This window comes from Bacillus sp. YBsi01, from assembly GCF_038406745.1.
Lineage (GTDB): Bacteria > Bacillota > Bacilli > Bacillales > Bacillaceae > Bacillus > Bacillus siamensis.
The window spans coordinates 1121602-1136208 of record NZ_CP151679.1 but is presented as its reverse complement, the minus strand read 5'-3'; the positions used below and the strand labels follow the sequence as shown (position 1 = coordinate 1136208).

The following is a 14607-nucleotide window of genomic DNA, read 5'->3' as shown; positions in this document are numbered from 1 at the left end:
AACGGCTACAATAAGCTTATCGATGAAGAAAAGGAGTTTTACAGATGATTCATAATAATTGGCAGACAAAAGAAAGCGTTAAAAAGGTAAAATGCGTACATACAGATGCGAAAAAATACATTGTCAAAAACGTACTGACGCCCGGCAAAGAGTATGAGGTCAAAAATGAAACAGAAGAATTTATTTTTGTCGTGGACAACACAAATAAAGTCGGCGGCTTCTACAAAGAGTATTTTGAAGAAGTCTAAAGCTGAATGAATTTATTTTGCTTCAGCATGTTCGGAAAAAGCACGGTCAAATAAGGAACAATTGAAGATACAGATCGTCGATGTTTTGTTGAAACCGCGGCATTCAGAGGCCGCGGTTTTTTACGGCGATAAGAAAAAACTGACTTTTCGAAAAAAGTGTGGTTTTCTTGAAACCTTTTCTTCTGCAAAACCGTATTACTTCATAACAGAGCACCTTTCGCGAAAAGGCCTATCCGATGAACGTTCTGAAAATGTAATCTGTTCGTAATGGTTTAAATGCTGTCTATGTCGTATTCTTATATAGGGATAAAGAACTTATTTTTTTATGTATTTGATAAAATATAGTATAGAAGCAGAAAGTGGGGTTCTTCATTGGGAATTTTTTCTGTCAGCAGATCAACCGACACAAAAAAGCTGGAGGCTTTGCTCGTTGAGGGAGAACGGATTGAAACGATCTATAAACTGCGGGTTGACCAAATATGCTTTACAAATAAACGAGTGATTTTCTTTGATAATAAAATGTTCTCCAAAAAGAAAGTGCGCGTCTTCCTTCCATATAAAACAATTGAAAGCTTCGCCATTCAAGAAGCAGGGATGTTTGATCCTGATACGGGCCTCGTATTAATGACAAGGGGAAAAACATTCGAATTGGAATTTGCAAAAGAAACGGACTTGACCGAGGTTCAAGCCATTTTAACAAAATACTTATGCAGCTAAATATGACATAAAAGCCATCCGAATGCAGGCGGATGGCTTTTTTATTAGATAATGCTTGTTTTTCCGGAGTTCGAATCAATGAGATCCGGATCAGCAATAGAACTGATGGGGATATAAATCGGCGCCAAATCACCATTTTCTTCACCGAATCCATAGTTAATCTTATTGGATAAAAAATAATCGATTTGCTGATACGGGCCGATCGTAATGGAAGAGCCGCGGTCGACCGCATTCACTTTAAAGCCCCCTACATTTACCAAAACCGGCGAAAACATCATAATGGGTCTCCTTTCCCGGCGGGGATTTTGCCGCATGCTGACTCGAAGGTAGACGGAGCATCAATTTGATCTCTGTCATCCACTTTCCCATTCGTGCCGAAAAAGCCGCTAGCATCCCCGAAATTCTGTCCGTACCCCTGATTCTTTTTATCGGAATTCTGCCATTCCGCCAGTAAATTCTGTCCGACATTCACCGCTGAAGCATTTTCAAAGGAATTAATTTTCAACATGAAAATATTAATATTGATATATGGAGTTGGTTGAACCACAGGCAAACCTCCTTTAATACAGGTGTATGCCGGCTGTTATGACCGTATGCTTAGACAGGAGGACGATAAAAAATGGATTTCGACAAGATGAAGCAATGGATGGAAATGGCGCAAAACATGTCCGGCGGTGATTTTTGGAAAAACATTTTTGATGATGAGCAATTGAAGTCGTTCCAAAACGGTCATTCTCATTTTCCCTTTCAGCAGGGAGAAGGGCAAATGAGAAGGAATGAGGATGCTTTTCCTCTTATAGATATAGTGGAAACCCATGATGAACTCCAATTTTTGCTGTATCTGCCCGGCTATCGGAAACAAGATGTTCAGCTTTTGTCCTACGGAGAATACATTGTCGTAAAAGGCACGAGAAAATCCTACTTCAATGAACAGGATTTTAAACAGAAGGCCGGAAAATACGGCGATTTCGAAAAAAAACTCGATCTTCCTCATTCTGCTCAGGGAACGAAGGGGATGCAGGCGGTATTCAAAGACGGAATTTTATATATCTCAATTGCTAAACATTTGGGGGATGCAAGCCATATTATTATCGAAGGCTGACCTTATTTGCGGTGCCGTCTATCAGATCTGAATCATCAATACTCATGATGGGGATAGCGACAACAGTGCAATCTCCGCTTTGTTCACCATATCCTTCATTTCTTTTATTAGCGGCAGTGCGCCTCAGTATAACGGAAGAACCGGTGTTAAATGCCGCTCCGCTGCTGATTCCGTTTATTTTTATATGCTCAAAGTTAATAACCGATGGAAAAAACATCATCATTCACCTCCTTTTTGTATACCATGTTTATATATTCGCAATACGGGACACCTAGAACTTTCCAAGAGTGACGGGGAAAGAAGTGATTTTCTTTGAAAAAAATAATGAAAGAGCTTTTCAAAAAAGTATGTGAAGAAGAATTAGACAGGCTTCAGAAAGTGGAACAGCAGCTTGATGAGCTTCAGAATAAATGTCATTCTGAACCGCAAACGGTTGAAGGGGAAAAAACGTATGTCCATATCGAGAGCGTAAAAGTGGACAAAGTGGAATACAACATTGACTTTGAAAAGCTGAATATAGGAGAGCTGAGCGGAATGCTGAATATCGGCGCCACATACCATACGCCGGAGCACCAACTCAAAAAAGCCTGCCCTGAAGAATTTCGGGACAACCAGGATAATGATCCGGTGAAAGAAAAAAGACAGACAAAACAGCAGACACCGAGTGTCAACATCAGGGGGAGAACACATTGAGACCCATTGTTTCAGCCGCCTTTTTTGAGGGTATGTAATAACTGAACTGAGAGCAGCAGGAATACAGACGAAAAAGGAGATGCTGAATATGTCATTATCAAAAGAACAGCGGGACAGCCTTTATCATAAATTAATCGATTTAAAGGACGGTCTTCAAGGAGAATCAAAAGAAAAACATTCAATGAGGGAAGACACGGGAGAACTGTCAAACGGAGTAGATAATCACTTAGCTGATCACGGAAGCATTTATTTGGACAGGGTTACGAATCAGACCTTGGATGAAGTCGATCAGAATCTTTTAGATGAGGTGAATGCCGCGCTTGAGCGGATGGATAAAGGAACATACGGAATATGCGAAAAAACGGGAAAAGAAATCCCTTATGAAAGGCTTGAAGCCGTTCCGTACGCCAGAATGACCGTTGATGCGCAACGGGAAGCAGAGGGGGATGTGAAAACAGACGCCCCTTCATATGAAAGGGAATTTCATGAGCAGGTGAAAGACCTCTCAAATAAAGAAACCGTTGATCAAAAAAACTCACAAACTTACGAAATTCTGGATCGCGAGCAGGATTCACAATAATATCAGCAGGTACATTCACATGTACCTGTTTTTTTATTCCATAAAAAAATCTCAGAATCGAAATAAAAACGTTGACTTTATATAAAAAAGAAAGTAACATACTATTTGTAAGTGAATATTAAAAGATTACCGGGAGGAATTTAGAATGTCTCAAGTATTATTTGTAAAATCAAGTGACCGTACGGCTGAAGAAGGCGTATCAGTAAAATTATATGAAGCGTTTCTCGCTGCTTATAAAGAAAACAATCCGAATGATGAAGTAATTGAACTTGATCTTCATAAAGAAAACCTTCCTTACCTCGGAAGAGATATGATTAACGGAACATTCAAAGCTTCAAAAGGAATTGAAATGACAGACGAAGAGAAAAAACAAGCGTCAACAGCTGACATTTACTTAAACCAATTTGTCAAAGCTGACAAAGTCGTGTTTGCATTCCCGCTTTGGAACTTCACAGTGCCTGCTGTGCTTCATACTTATGTTGATTACCTGTCTCGCGCAGGGGTTACTTTCACATACACGCCTGAAGGCCCTAAAGGTCTGATGGGAGATAAAAAAGTAGCGCTCTTAAACGCACGCGGCGGCGTATATTCTGAAGGACCGATGGCATCTCTTGAAATGTCATTAAACTTCATGAAAACTGTTCTCGGCTTCTGGGGAGTTCAAGATCTTCACACTGTTGTCGTTGAAGGCCATAATGCTGCGCCTGATAATGCTCAAGCGATCATTGAAAAAGGATTGCAAGAAGCGAAAGATCTGGCTGCAAAATTCTAATCTAATTGCCGAAAACTCTTGCACCCCTATAGGGTGTGAGAGTTTTTTCTATTATATATAGAAGAAACTGGTGACAGCTTTCGCAGCAATCTTATATTGATATATTGATATTTTGTCGAAAAAACAACTTTTATCGAGAAAAAAGCATTTTTTGCACAGAAAAAAGGTTTTCTGTAAAAGAATTAACCCCCTTGCCAAAATACGACTGATGGTGTAGGATATAAGAGAAGCTACATTGTTCGTATTGTTAATTAAGTTTTAACCTTTAAGCTGTAATAGGGAGTTTTATATCGAAGCCGGAATGTCATGCCTCCATTGCAGAGGACGACAGGAACGCTTCTGCAAACACCCACTTTGAGGAGTGGTGGTTTAAAACTTTCTTACTTGCGTACGGCATACGTAGCGAAAGCCATTTCCCTTGCGGAGATGGCTTTTTATTTTGACCTTGAGCAGCGTACTTTATCAGTATGATAAAATAAAAGAATCAAAGACAAAGTGAGGTTTTACGACATATGCTGGATAAAGCCGAATCCCTTCTGGCGCATTATTTTGGCTACGACAGCCTTCGCGCGGGGCAAAAACAGGCGATACAATCAGTTGCAGAGGAGAGAACAAACACGGTCTGCATTATGCCGACGGGGGGCGGGAAATCAATCTGCTATCAGATTCCCGCACTGCTGTTTGAAGGAACCACAATCGTTATTTCCCCTCTTATTTCCTTAATGAAAGACCAAGTCGACGCGCTTGAAGAAGCGGGTATCGCGGCAGCTTATATTAACAGCACTCAGACAAGCCGTGACATTCATGAGCGCCTGACCGGTTTGAAGGAAGGGGCTTACCGGCTCTTTTACATCACGCCGGAGCGTTTGACTTCTCCTGAATTCATTCACATCCTGCAGAATATTACGGTTCCTCTTGTCGCCATTGACGAAGCTCACTGTATATCGCAATGGGGGCATGATTTCAGGCCGAGTTACCGGAATATCGAAATCCTTTTTAATGAATTAAAAGAGCCGCCCGTCATCATCGCATTAACGGCGACGGCTACGCCTGAGGTTCATGATGATATCTGCAAGCAGCTTCACATCAATAAAGAACAAACTGTGTATACCGGTTTTGCCAGAGAGAATTTAACATTCAAAGTCGTAAAGGGCGAAAACAAAGACCGTTTTATCGAGCAGTACCTGGAAAGAAATAAACACGAAGCCGGCATTATTTATACAGCAACAAGAAAAGAAACGGACCGTTTATATGAGAAATTAAAACGCAGCGGCATCAATGCCGGCCGTTATCACGGCGGATTGGCGGATGATGACAGAAAAGATCAGCAGGAGCGGTTTCTTAACGATCAGATACAAGTGATGGTTGCTACGTCCGCTTTCGGAATGGGAATCGATAAGAGCAACATCAGATTCGTTCTGCACGCCCAGATTCCGAAAGATATGGAGAGCTATTACCAGGAAGCCGGACGGGCAGGGCGCGACGGCCTCAATAGCGAGTGCGTGCTCTTGTTTTCGCCGCAGGATATTATGGTGCAGCGTTTTTTGATAGATCAATCGGCTGCCGGAGAAGAAAAACAAAAGCAGGATCTCAAAAAACTGAGGCAGATGGTGGATTACTGTCATACCGAAGATTGCCTGCAGCGGTTTATTCTGAAATATTTTGGCGAGAATGAGGCGGAAGCTTGCGGAGCATGCGGCAATTGCACTGATACAAGAAGCGCGCATGACGTCACTAAAGAAGCGCAGATGGTATTATCATGCATCATCAGAATGAATGAACGTTTCGGAAAAACGATGGTGGCGCAGGTGCTTAGCGGGTCAAAAAATAAAAAAGTGCTGGAAAACGGCTTCAGCAGCCTGTCCACTTACGGCATTATGAAGCATCAAACCGCAGCGGAAATCAGTGATTTTATCGAATTCCTTATTTCAGATGAATACATCAGAATGGCAGACGGGACTTTTCCGACGCTTATGGTCACCCAAAAAGGAAGGGACGTGCTGCTTGGAAAGAGCGCAGTCGCAAGAAAAGAAGCCTTACAGGCTGCCGCTGTCACCGAAAATGATGAATTATTTGAGATTCTCCGGCGTCTCCGCAAAGAGATCGCAGCGGAACAGGGCGTGCCTCCATTTGTCGTGTTCTCGGATCAGACGTTAAAAGAAATGTCTGCGAAACTCCCGAAAACGGATCATGATCTTCTTTCCGTAAAAGGGGTAGGGGAACAAAAACGATTGAAATACGGAGCGCTTTTTTTAGAAGAAATCCGAAATTATGTAAGAGAAACAGAGTGAAAAAAAGTTTTTATAGAAATTTGCACATTGTGTTTTACAGCCGCGCCGGAAAAATCAGAAGCTTGAAAACCCTTGCTGTATCAAGGTTTCAGCAAGACTTACCAAGTGAGAGAAATGTTTCATGTAAAGGAACTGTAATCTAATTCAAATCGTTTTGTTATTGAACTGACATTTTCATATGTTACGATATCACCTGTTAGCCGCCAATAAAAAGCTAACAAGGGAGGATTTACTTATGAAGAAGACGATTATGTCCTTTGTCGCAGTTGCAGCAATTTCAACAACTGCATTCGGAGCTCACGCTTCTGCTAAAGAAATCACGGTGCAAAAGGGTGACACGCTCTGGGGGATCTCGCAAAAAAACGGAGTGAACCTAAAGGACTTAAAAGAATGGAATCAGTTATCTTCTGATTTAATCATTGAAGGAGAGAAACTGACTATTTCTTCAGTAGAAACAACCACATCTGGGCAGTACACAGTGAAGCAGGGCGACAGCCTCTGGAAAATTGCTCAGAAATTCGGAACATCAGTCGGTAATCTGAAAAGCTTGAATAACTTGCAATCAGATATCATTTACGCAGGCACAACATTAAAGGTGAAAGGTCAGGCGCAGGCTGCACAGCCGGCTCAAGCCAGCCAGCCGCAACCTGAACAAAAACCAGCTGCCGAGACAGAACAGCCGAAACAAGAAGCTGTCCAAAAAGAGCAGCCTAAACAAGAACCTGTTCAAGAACAACAACCTAAACAAGAAGTGAAGGCTGTCGAAGCAAAACAGCAGCCTGTTCAATCAAATACAAACCAACAAGAGCCTAAAAAGCAGCTGACAATGACTGCAACTGCTTACTCCGCTAACGACGGCGGCATTTCCGGTGTAACGGCAACCGGTGTTGACCTAAACAAAAACCCTGATGCAAAAGTCATCGCGGTAGACCCTAGTGTCATTCCGCTTGGCTCCAAGGTTTATGTTGAAGGTTACGGAGTGGCAACAGCAGCAGATACAGGCGGCGCAATTAAAGGAAATAAAATTGACGTATTTGTTGCAAAGAAAAGTGACGCTAACAACTGGGGCGTCAGAACAGTAAATGTTAAAGTGTTAGACTAGTTTCATATAGAGATGAAGAACACAAGGCGAAATGCTTTGTGTTCTTTTTTTCTTCCCTTTTTTGTCTGTGTATAATCGTTATATGCTGAAAAAGAAAAAGCGTTCCCCGAATATGATATAGAGAGAATAAGTTTGAAAGCGGCATCTGAAGGGATGAATCGAATGGAGCCGGAACTTATATTGTTGTGGAATACCTTCACAGAATCACCGATATTTCAAGCAGGGATGTACACCGCTTGGGCCATTGTGCTGGTCATCGGATTGTCTATGCCTGCTGTCAGGCTGTTTCAGGCGCTTGACAGAGGGAGAGGAAGGCCAGCCGTTATTGAAAAGGTGAGACATACCGGCGTAATGAATAATGGCAGACACGAGCTTGTACTTATTTTAAACGTAAAAAACCAAGACGGAACGCATGATAAACGTGAACTGACACACGCCGTATATAATGAAGAGATCAGCCATTTTTATGAAGGAGTTTCCGTATGGGTGACGTCAGCGGCTGGCGGACGAATTATGATCGCTCCGCGAACGCCGCGGCATAAGACACCGAAATAATAAAAGACGGGGCGGTTTTCCCGTCTTTTTGTGTTAATGCCGGTCGATCCATATCCGTCCGCCTTCTGCGCCGGCTTCTATCCTGCATGTTCCTCCGATCGGGAATGTCATCAAAGGGGAGGTATGGCCGAAATCAGCATTTGCGATAACAGGCATGGATGACAGTTCTTCTTTTGTACGGATGACGGCACAGAGAGCCTCCTTAGACACATTTGAAGCATGCTGGAACCGTCCGATGACAATTCCTTTCACGGCTGAAAAAGCGGGAAGATGAATGAGTGACTGCAAATCCCGATCAAACATATGAATGTCAGACATATGATCATCTTCTATAAACAGAATCACTTGTTCCATCTCCGGAAAGTATTCCGTGCCTTGCAGAAGATTCAGGGTGCAGAGGTTTCCTCCGATCAGTGTTCCTTCCGCATAACCGGGTTGAATGACGAGCGGACCCGGATTCGGATAAAAACGTCTGTCCTCCTGGTTCATATACCATTTATCATCACTCCACTTGGCCGAAGGCTTTACTTCATACGGCTTATCAGAAGCGCAGCAGGCTAAGAAAGAGTCAATCGTATAGTCCAATCCTTTTTTCATGGCGAATGAAGAAAAATGGGGGCCGGAATATGTGACAAGCCCGGTTTTTTGATAAATGGCATGGCCAAGGGCGGTAATATCTGAATAGCCGCAAAGGATTTTCGGGTGCCGCTTGATGTTTTCATAATCAAGATAACGGAGCAGCTGATTTGATTGGAACCCGCCGAGTGTTGTCAAAATCGCTTTGATGTCAGGATCAGCGAAAGCTTCGTGCAGATCCCGGACACGCGATTCAATGGATGATGAATCAAATTCATTTATTTCTTTCGCATGCTCTGAAAAAGAGACACAAAAACCCAGCTCCTCCAATTTTGTCTTCGCGGCATTTATATTTTCATCTGTCATAACGGACATGCTTGTTGCTGGGGAAACAATACGAATGCCGTCACCTTTTTTCAATTTTTCGGGATACAAAAAAAACCCTCCTTATATGGTTTTATCTATTACACCATAGAAAAGGGGGTTTTTCTATCACTTTATTACAGGTCGACCCATTTAATGCCGCCTGATTGTGTATCCTTGTCAATCCAGACATCAAATTGATGCTTTTCATAAAAATGAACGAGTCTGTCGACATGATCCCAATCACGCTTAGCGATGTCGCCCGTCACTTTCGGGATATTCTGCTCCCTGGCGATATGTTTTAAAAATTTCATGCAGATCGAACCGTAGCCGTGGTTCGGCGGGCCTTTAATGTCCCCGATATGAATGGCATTTTCATAATAGGAAGCAATCAGTGAAAAACATCCTCTTCCCCGGTAGGCTGATTCACAGTCAGTCAGCATAATCTTACATGTTTGGCCATCATCAATCGAGGAAACAATGATCCAATCGTCATTGTTCGATTGATCAATACCAAGCACTCGCGCGTCTTTTGATACATCTATCAGATTCTCCCGCATTCTGAAAATCTGAAATTCAAGCTTATGAAGCTCTTTTTCCAGCTCTTTCTGATCTCTTTCTTCTGCAGTAAACAAAATCATACTCCTTTCACAGCGTAAAACGTCTTAGTCAAACACAAGTATCCATTGTAGTAAATGATGTCTTGGTTTGTAAATGGGTTTTGCAAAAACTTTTTTAGAAAAGTCTGCCGTATATATGCAGATTGACGTTTTTAAGGAGGCCGGGATAGGGAAAGGAACAGGGAGAAGCGGAAAAAGGAGGAATCTATGATGGCAATTGAATCACTCATCGGCAAATTGAAGTACGTAATGACGGAATCTCCTGATAAAATGCTTTCCTTATATGTAAATACGGATATGAGAAATCCGGATCAGCAGGGGGGAGAGTGGAAAATCGCTTTAAAAACCGGTTTTCGGAGATTAAAGGAGTATCTGTCTGTCAGTGATCCAAAAGAAGAAAAATCCCTCGTCCGCATCATGGAACGTGTCTATCAATATATCGATGGGCTCGGTAAAGAAATGCCGCGAAGTCTCGTATTTTTTGCATCGGGAGAAAGCGGTATCTGGGAGACGATTGAGCTGCAGGTGCCTGTCGAAACACGGTTTTATTGGGAAGAAACGGCCGTTCTTGACCAATTGGAACTTCTCCGTGAACAATATCCGAGCACGGCTTTTATTCTCACCCAGCAAAATGAAGTGAAGATTATCGAAACCGTACTCGGAAAAATTGAAGGGGTGGAGCACTATCAATACGACGTCATCAATGAATCCTGGAAACCGCAGGATGTAAGCGAGAGCTCCGCATCAATGGCCGAAGATGCTGCCAAAGCCCACGTCGAAGAAAATCAAAACAGGCTGTATAAACGATTGGCTTCAAACCTTGATCAAAAGGCCGCATCACATAAATGGGAGCGCCTCGTAATCGCGGGAGATAAGGAAACAGCCGATATTCTCGATCAGCATATGAACAAACCGATTGATCGGGTCATTCCAAAAAATCTGTTGAATGAAAACGAACATAAGGTGATAGAAGAACTGTTGAAGGAAGCATAATATGACGAAAGGCCGGGTCTCAAACACCCGGTCTTTTTAGGGCTTAAGTTTGTCTAATTTCTGACGAAGCGGGCGAAACCGTTGACATCAAAGCTGAATTCTCATACCATTTGGATAGTCAGTAAAATTGAGAGAGGTCATAAGATGAATCAGACAGAAAACAACAAACCTAAAAGTTATACCGGTATCGTGCTGACATTGACCGTTTTGATCAACGGGTTAATTGCGGTGCTGTTTTTTATGCCGAAATCGGGTCAGGTCAGCATTGCCAATATTCATATTCTGCCGATGTTAAATGCCATTTTTAACAGCTTTACTTTTATCTTTTTGCTGGCAGCGCTCTTTATGATTAAGCAAAAAAACATTCAAGCGCATAAACGCTTTATTTTGGCGGCGTTTACGACGACTCTGCTGTTTTTGATCTGCTATGTCGTGTATCACTCGATAGCTGAGAATACTTTATTCGGCGGCCACGGCATCATTCGGGGGATTTATTTCTTTATTTTGATTACGCATATTTGCCTTTCCGCCATCATCGTGCCGCTTGCGCTGTTTACGCTGATCAGAGGTTTCAGCATGCAGGTGGAGCGCCACAAAAAAATCGCCAGATGGACGATGCCGCTCTGGCTGTATGTCAGTCTGACGGGTGTCATTGTATACTTAATGATATCGCCGTATTATTAAAAAAGCCGTGCTTCGCGCGGTTTTTTTCTATTGAAAAAAGGCGCCTCAGACAGGGCGCCTTTTACTCTTCAAGCGTTTCAAGTGTTGTTACATTTAAGGATTGTTCAACGGTTTTTGTTTTTGCTTTTACTTTTTCTGCGTACGTGTAATCACCATAGCAGTAGGGATAACGGAAATTGCCTTTGTTCCCTCCGCAAGTGTAAAGTTTCGGATTCTTTTTGACCTGCTGCTCGGAGTATTGTTTTGCCAGTTCCTCAGTATGCGATCCTCCATGTTCAGCCACAAAATCAATATAGCCGGCTCCCATGTTGTAGCTTTGTATAATCGTATCCAAGTCTACGCCTTTTTTCTTGCCTGTTTGGTACATGAGAGTGAATTGTTTGATTCCCTGTTTGATACTGGTTTGAGGGTTTTTGATTTGATTTCGCTTTAAACCCAGAGATTCTGAAGACTGCATGGGATCATTTCCTCTTCCTTTTGACTCTTGATATATCATGCCGAGTACCAGCGATGTATATCTAGTGAGCCCTTTTTCATCCAGCTCGTCCTCCACAAGCGGTTTGTAATCCGTCAGCCGTTCAAGCACGATCGGTTTGACATCAAATGGAAGACTTTTGAGCAATTCATTATTTGAAAATAACAGGATGAGAAAGAAGGACACCATGACAAAAACACATATCATCATAAGACCCGCAGCAGCGAAACAGCCTTTTTTCTTTTTCTCCACTGTGTTTCACCCTCAATTTCAGGAGCATTATGACTTTTTCATTATGACACAGATGAATGCGCGAAACCAAGCAGAAACCCGTATTTGAAACATAAATTTAAAATAACGGTTCTTTTGTCAGGCACAGGATGTATCTGCATCAATTGACATTTGGTATAATTGGGCTACTTGAGAAAAGAAGGGTGAGGTATATGACTGAATTTCACGAATCCGGAAACATGAATGACCCCGCTGTCGATTTAGATGAGGAAACATTATTTTTGGTTGCCCAGACTTTTAAGGCGCTGTCTGATCCGACCAGAATCAGAATTCTCCATTTGCTGTCACAGGGTGAGCACGCGGTAAATGATATCGCAGAAAAGCTGAATTTACTGCAGTCTACCGTTTCTCATCAGCTGCGTTTTCTTAAAAATCTGCGCCTCGTCAAATCACGCAGAGAAGGAACATCCATCTATTATTCTCCTGAGGATGAACATGTGTTAGATGTGCTTCAGCAAATGATTCACCATACGCGGCACGATTAAAAAACATCCCTGCTTTTAGACAGGGATGTCAGCCGTATTGACTGTTATTTGTCTGGTCTCTGCTCGTTTTTAAAACATAAAAAGAGAAGCCGCTGTAATAAACAGCGATGAAATAAAAGACACTGATGGTCAGCGGATCGGCGCCGACCGTTTGGCTGTATGCCTCCGGATGGGTAAAATCCGCTGTGACCCGGTAAATTTCAATAACCCGATAAACAAATCTCGATAGGAATAACGTTAATAGAATAAGTTCAATCCACAGATGAGTCCGAAAATACATTTTTCCGCGGCGCTCTTCAAAAGAAATGTTTCGTTTGGCAAACAGAACCAGAAGCCAGCCGCAAAAAGTGCCGAATATAAGATACCCGTATAAAGCCGGGTGTGTGATGCTGAAAAACGCCAGAGCGGCGGCCAGCAATGAAAATAAAATCATTCTTGTATAAAGCCAGCGGGGTTTCAAAGGCTGAAAGCCGACGGACCGTTTCACCTTTTTATATAGAAAAAAGGCAATCATTAAGACAGGGCAGATGCTTTGAAGTGTGATATGCATGATGTGGAACTCCCCCTCCGTTGAGTAGTGTATGCTTATCCGGCTGGTTTTAGTAGTCTGATTTATTCGCAGGCTGAAAGCATCTTTTATCACAGTATGCGTGTTTCTTTTTTTGGCATGAGAGAAGCGCCCGCGCCTTTTTTAAGATTTAAACAGAAAACGCTTGATAAACTAACGGTATTAGTTATAATAAAACTAACAACATTAGTTTCAGGGGGATATTGATGAGAATCTTACAATACGGAAACGTTTGGCAGCTGACCTTTTTTCCTGCGCTTTTCCCGGTGAATTGTTATTTGGTTGAGGAGGAAGAAGGGGTAACCCTGATTGACGCCGGCCTTCCCAACAGCCATAAAGGAATCAAACAAGCTTTGCAGCAGCTTGGGAAACCGCTGAATACCATATTGCTCACCCACGCGCATGTAGATCACATCGGTTCGCTTGACTCATTATCTGCGGAATTTCCGGATGCTGATGTCTGTATTTCTGAACGTGATTCTTTCTTGCTGAAAGGTGACACTTCATTATTTGAGCATGAAGCACAAACGCCGATAAAGGGAGGAGTGCCCAAAAATATTCAGACCGAACCTGATCGCCTGCTGAAAGGCGGCGAGCGGATCGGATCTTTGCTTGTCATTCCCGCTCCCGGTCATACGCCGGGGAGTCTTGCTTTTAAAGATTTGAGAGATGATATGCTGATCGTCGGAGATGCCTTTCAAGTACGGGGAGGCCTTGCGGTTTCAGGAAAGCTGAAATGGAGATTTCCGTTTCCCGCCTTTGCCACCTGGAATAAAGAAGAAGCTGTAAAAACAGCAAGAACGCTTATCGCTCATCAACCAAGCTGTCTGGCCGCCGGTCATGGAAATGTTCTCTATCATCCTGCTGAAATGATGGCTGAGGCTGCTGATGAAGCCGAACGAAGCCTGCGGGGAGGCCGATTATAATGTCACCGAGAGTCGGAATGAGCCTGGACATGATATTGAGAGCCGCAGCAGGCATCGCTGACGAAAAAGGGCTGAATGAAGTGACGCTTGCGGCCGTTGCAAAGTCCTTAAACGTAAAACCGCCTTCCCTTTATAATTTTGTCAATGGTCTTCAAGGAATTAAGAAAGAGCTGGCCGTCTCCGGTTTAACCATGTTATATGAAAACATGGCGGCATCCTCAGAAGGACTGACAGGTGAAAGGGTCATGCTTTCACTTGCTGATGCCTATATCAATTTCGCTGAAGCCAATCCCGGATTATATGAAGCAACATTTCAAAAAATAAAAGACGGCCGAATGGAGAATTTGTCCAGCCAGCTTGTGAATCTTGTTGTCAGGCTGCTGACAGCAAACGGTTATGCACGTCCCGAAAACGCAATCCATGCCGCAAGAGGACTGAGAAGCCTGCTTCACGGTTTTGCTGCGCTGAGGAAACAGAGTGCATTTGAATTGACTGAATCAATTAAGGAAAGCCGGAAGTTTGCCGTTGTTGCTTTTTTAAGAGGTTTACAACTAGATAAACAATAA

General features: G+C 42.8%; 21 protein-coding genes and 1 other RNA gene. 15 read left to right on the top strand and 7 right to left on the bottom strand.

Annotation, left to right across the window (positions count from 1 at the left end):
• The first annotated feature begins 44 nt into the window (after window positions 1-44).
• Both AADZ70_RS05530 and AADZ70_RS05525 read left to right on the top strand, forming a co-directional pair.
• The gene (locus tag AADZ70_RS05530; RefSeq protein WP_007407979.1) at window positions 45-248 is read left to right on the top strand and encodes a DUF6501 family protein; all 204 of its coding nucleotides are present in this window, start codon (window positions 45-47) and stop codon (window positions 246-248) included.
• Between the two features lie 372 nt (window positions 249-620).
• Window positions 621-965, top strand: coding sequence for a PH domain-containing protein (locus AADZ70_RS05525; protein ID WP_003153783.1), 345 nt, complete (start codon window positions 621-623; stop codon window positions 963-965).
• A 44-nt stretch (window positions 966-1009) separates the two neighbouring features.
• Here the strand turns inward: AADZ70_RS05525 and AADZ70_RS05520 are convergent, their stop codons facing one another.
• Together AADZ70_RS05520 and AADZ70_RS05515 are read right to left on the bottom strand one after the other, a co-directional pair.
• Entirely contained in the window at window positions 1010-1243 is a 234-nt protein-coding gene (locus tag AADZ70_RS05520; protein ID WP_003153785.1) for a hypothetical protein, read from the bottom strand.
• On the bottom strand, window positions 1240-1512 hold the full coding sequence (locus AADZ70_RS05515) for a hypothetical protein (RefSeq protein WP_016936599.1): 273 nt from the start codon (window positions 1510-1512) through the stop codon (window positions 1240-1242). The genes AADZ70_RS05520 and AADZ70_RS05515 overlap by 4 nt, the downstream gene beginning before the upstream one ends.
• Window positions 1513-1584: 72 nt before the next feature.
• On the opposite strand from AADZ70_RS05515, the gene AADZ70_RS05510 reads away from it, so the two are divergent.
• On the top strand, window positions 1585-2067 hold the full coding sequence (locus tag AADZ70_RS05510; RefSeq protein ID WP_047474642.1) for an Hsp20/alpha crystallin family protein: 483 nt from the start codon (window positions 1585-1587) through the stop codon (window positions 2065-2067).
• Here AADZ70_RS05510 and AADZ70_RS05505 read toward each other — a convergent pair.
• Window positions 2054-2287, bottom strand: coding sequence for a hypothetical protein (locus tag AADZ70_RS05505; RefSeq protein ID WP_016936597.1), 234 nt, complete (start codon window positions 2285-2287; stop codon window positions 2054-2056). The genes AADZ70_RS05510 and AADZ70_RS05505 overlap by 14 nt on opposite strands.
• Before the next feature lie 92 nt (window positions 2288-2379).
• On the opposite strand from AADZ70_RS05505, the gene AADZ70_RS05500 reads away from it, so the two are divergent.
• From AADZ70_RS05500 to AADZ70_RS05470, 7 genes are all read left to right on the top strand, one after another.
• Entirely contained in the window at window positions 2380-2760 is a 381-nt protein-coding gene (locus AADZ70_RS05500) for a hypothetical protein (protein ID WP_045926174.1), read from the top strand.
• A gap of 88 nt (window positions 2761-2848) precedes the next feature.
• A complete protein-coding gene (locus tag AADZ70_RS05495; RefSeq protein ID WP_016936595.1) occupies window positions 2849-3340 on the top strand; it encodes a TraR/DksA C4-type zinc finger protein in 492 nt (163 codons plus the stop codon).
• A 145-nt stretch (window positions 3341-3485) separates the two neighbouring features.
• Window positions 3486-4112: an FMN-dependent NADH-azoreductase gene (locus tag AADZ70_RS05490; protein WP_003153791.1), complete on the top strand. Its 627-nt coding sequence runs from the start codon at window positions 3486-3488 to the stop codon at window positions 4110-4112.
• Window positions 4113-4336: 224 nt separating this feature from the next.
• Window positions 4337-4522, top strand: a non-coding RNA gene (gene ssrS, locus AADZ70_RS05485) — 6S RNA.
• 102 nt (window positions 4523-4624) lie between these two features.
• Window positions 4625-6403, top strand: coding sequence for a DNA helicase RecQ (gene recQ / locus AADZ70_RS05480; protein ID WP_047474646.1), 1779 nt, complete (start codon window positions 4625-4627; stop codon window positions 6401-6403).
• Between the two features lie 235 nt (window positions 6404-6638).
• Window positions 6639-7505 (top strand): 3D domain-containing protein, encoded by an 867-nt coding sequence (locus AADZ70_RS05475; RefSeq protein ID WP_016936592.1) that lies wholly within the window; start codon window positions 6639-6641, stop codon window positions 7503-7505.
• 162 nt (window positions 7506-7667) lie between these two features.
• A complete protein-coding gene (locus tag AADZ70_RS05470) occupies window positions 7668-8060 on the top strand; it encodes a hypothetical protein (RefSeq protein ID WP_095241665.1) in 393 nt (130 codons plus the stop codon).
• Window positions 8061-8093: 33 nt separating this feature from the next.
• Here AADZ70_RS05470 and AADZ70_RS05465 read toward each other — a convergent pair whose 3' ends face one another.
• The gene (locus tag AADZ70_RS05465) at window positions 8094-9071 is read right to left on the bottom strand and encodes a S66 peptidase family protein (protein WP_342007848.1); all 978 of its coding nucleotides are present in this window, start codon (window positions 9069-9071) and stop codon (window positions 8094-8096) included.
• A 65-nt stretch (window positions 9072-9136) separates the two neighbouring features.
• Window positions 9137-9634, bottom strand: a complete 498-nt coding sequence (locus tag AADZ70_RS05460; RefSeq protein ID WP_016936591.1) for an N-acetyltransferase — start codon at window positions 9632-9634, stop codon at window positions 9137-9139.
• Window positions 9635-9829: 195 nt separating this feature from the next.
• Here AADZ70_RS05460 and AADZ70_RS05455 point away from each other — a divergent pair, with 195 nt between their 5' ends.
• Both AADZ70_RS05455 and AADZ70_RS05450 read left to right on the top strand, forming a co-directional pair.
• Complete coding sequence (locus AADZ70_RS05455; RefSeq protein WP_099745016.1) at window positions 9830-10612, top strand: VLRF1 family aeRF1-type release factor; 783 nt, start codon at window positions 9830-9832, stop codon at window positions 10610-10612.
• 144 nt (window positions 10613-10756) lie between these two features.
• Window positions 10757-11296: a DUF420 domain-containing protein gene (locus AADZ70_RS05450; RefSeq protein ID WP_016936589.1), complete on the top strand. Its 540-nt coding sequence runs from the start codon at window positions 10757-10759 to the stop codon at window positions 11294-11296.
• A gap of 61 nt (window positions 11297-11357) precedes the next feature.
• Here the strand turns inward: AADZ70_RS05450 and AADZ70_RS05445 are convergent, their stop codons facing one another.
• Complete coding sequence (locus AADZ70_RS05445; protein WP_045926180.1) at window positions 11358-12023, bottom strand: lysozyme family protein; 666 nt, start codon at window positions 12021-12023, stop codon at window positions 11358-11360.
• Window positions 12024-12241: 218 nt separating this feature from the next.
• Here AADZ70_RS05445 and czrA point away from each other — a divergent pair, with 218 nt between their 5' ends.
• Window positions 12242-12547, top strand: coding sequence for a Zn(II)-responsive metalloregulatory transcriptional repressor CzrA (gene czrA / locus AADZ70_RS05440; protein ID WP_173363131.1), 306 nt, complete (start codon window positions 12242-12244; stop codon window positions 12545-12547).
• Between the two features lie 28 nt (window positions 12548-12575).
• Here czrA and AADZ70_RS05435 read toward each other — a convergent pair whose 3' ends face one another.
• Window positions 12576-13097, bottom strand: a complete 522-nt coding sequence (locus AADZ70_RS05435) for a hypothetical protein (RefSeq protein WP_016936586.1) — start codon at window positions 13095-13097, stop codon at window positions 12576-12578.
• Between the two features lie 224 nt (window positions 13098-13321).
• Between AADZ70_RS05435 and AADZ70_RS05430 the strand changes: the two genes are divergently transcribed.
• Entirely contained in the window at window positions 13322-14041 is a 720-nt protein-coding gene (locus AADZ70_RS05430) for an MBL fold metallo-hydrolase (protein WP_188154137.1), read from the top strand.
• On the top strand, window positions 14041-14607 hold the full coding sequence (locus tag AADZ70_RS05425; RefSeq protein WP_342007847.1) for a WHG domain-containing protein: 567 nt from the start codon (window positions 14041-14043) through the stop codon (window positions 14605-14607). Before AADZ70_RS05430 ends, AADZ70_RS05425 begins: the two co-directional genes overlap by 1 nt.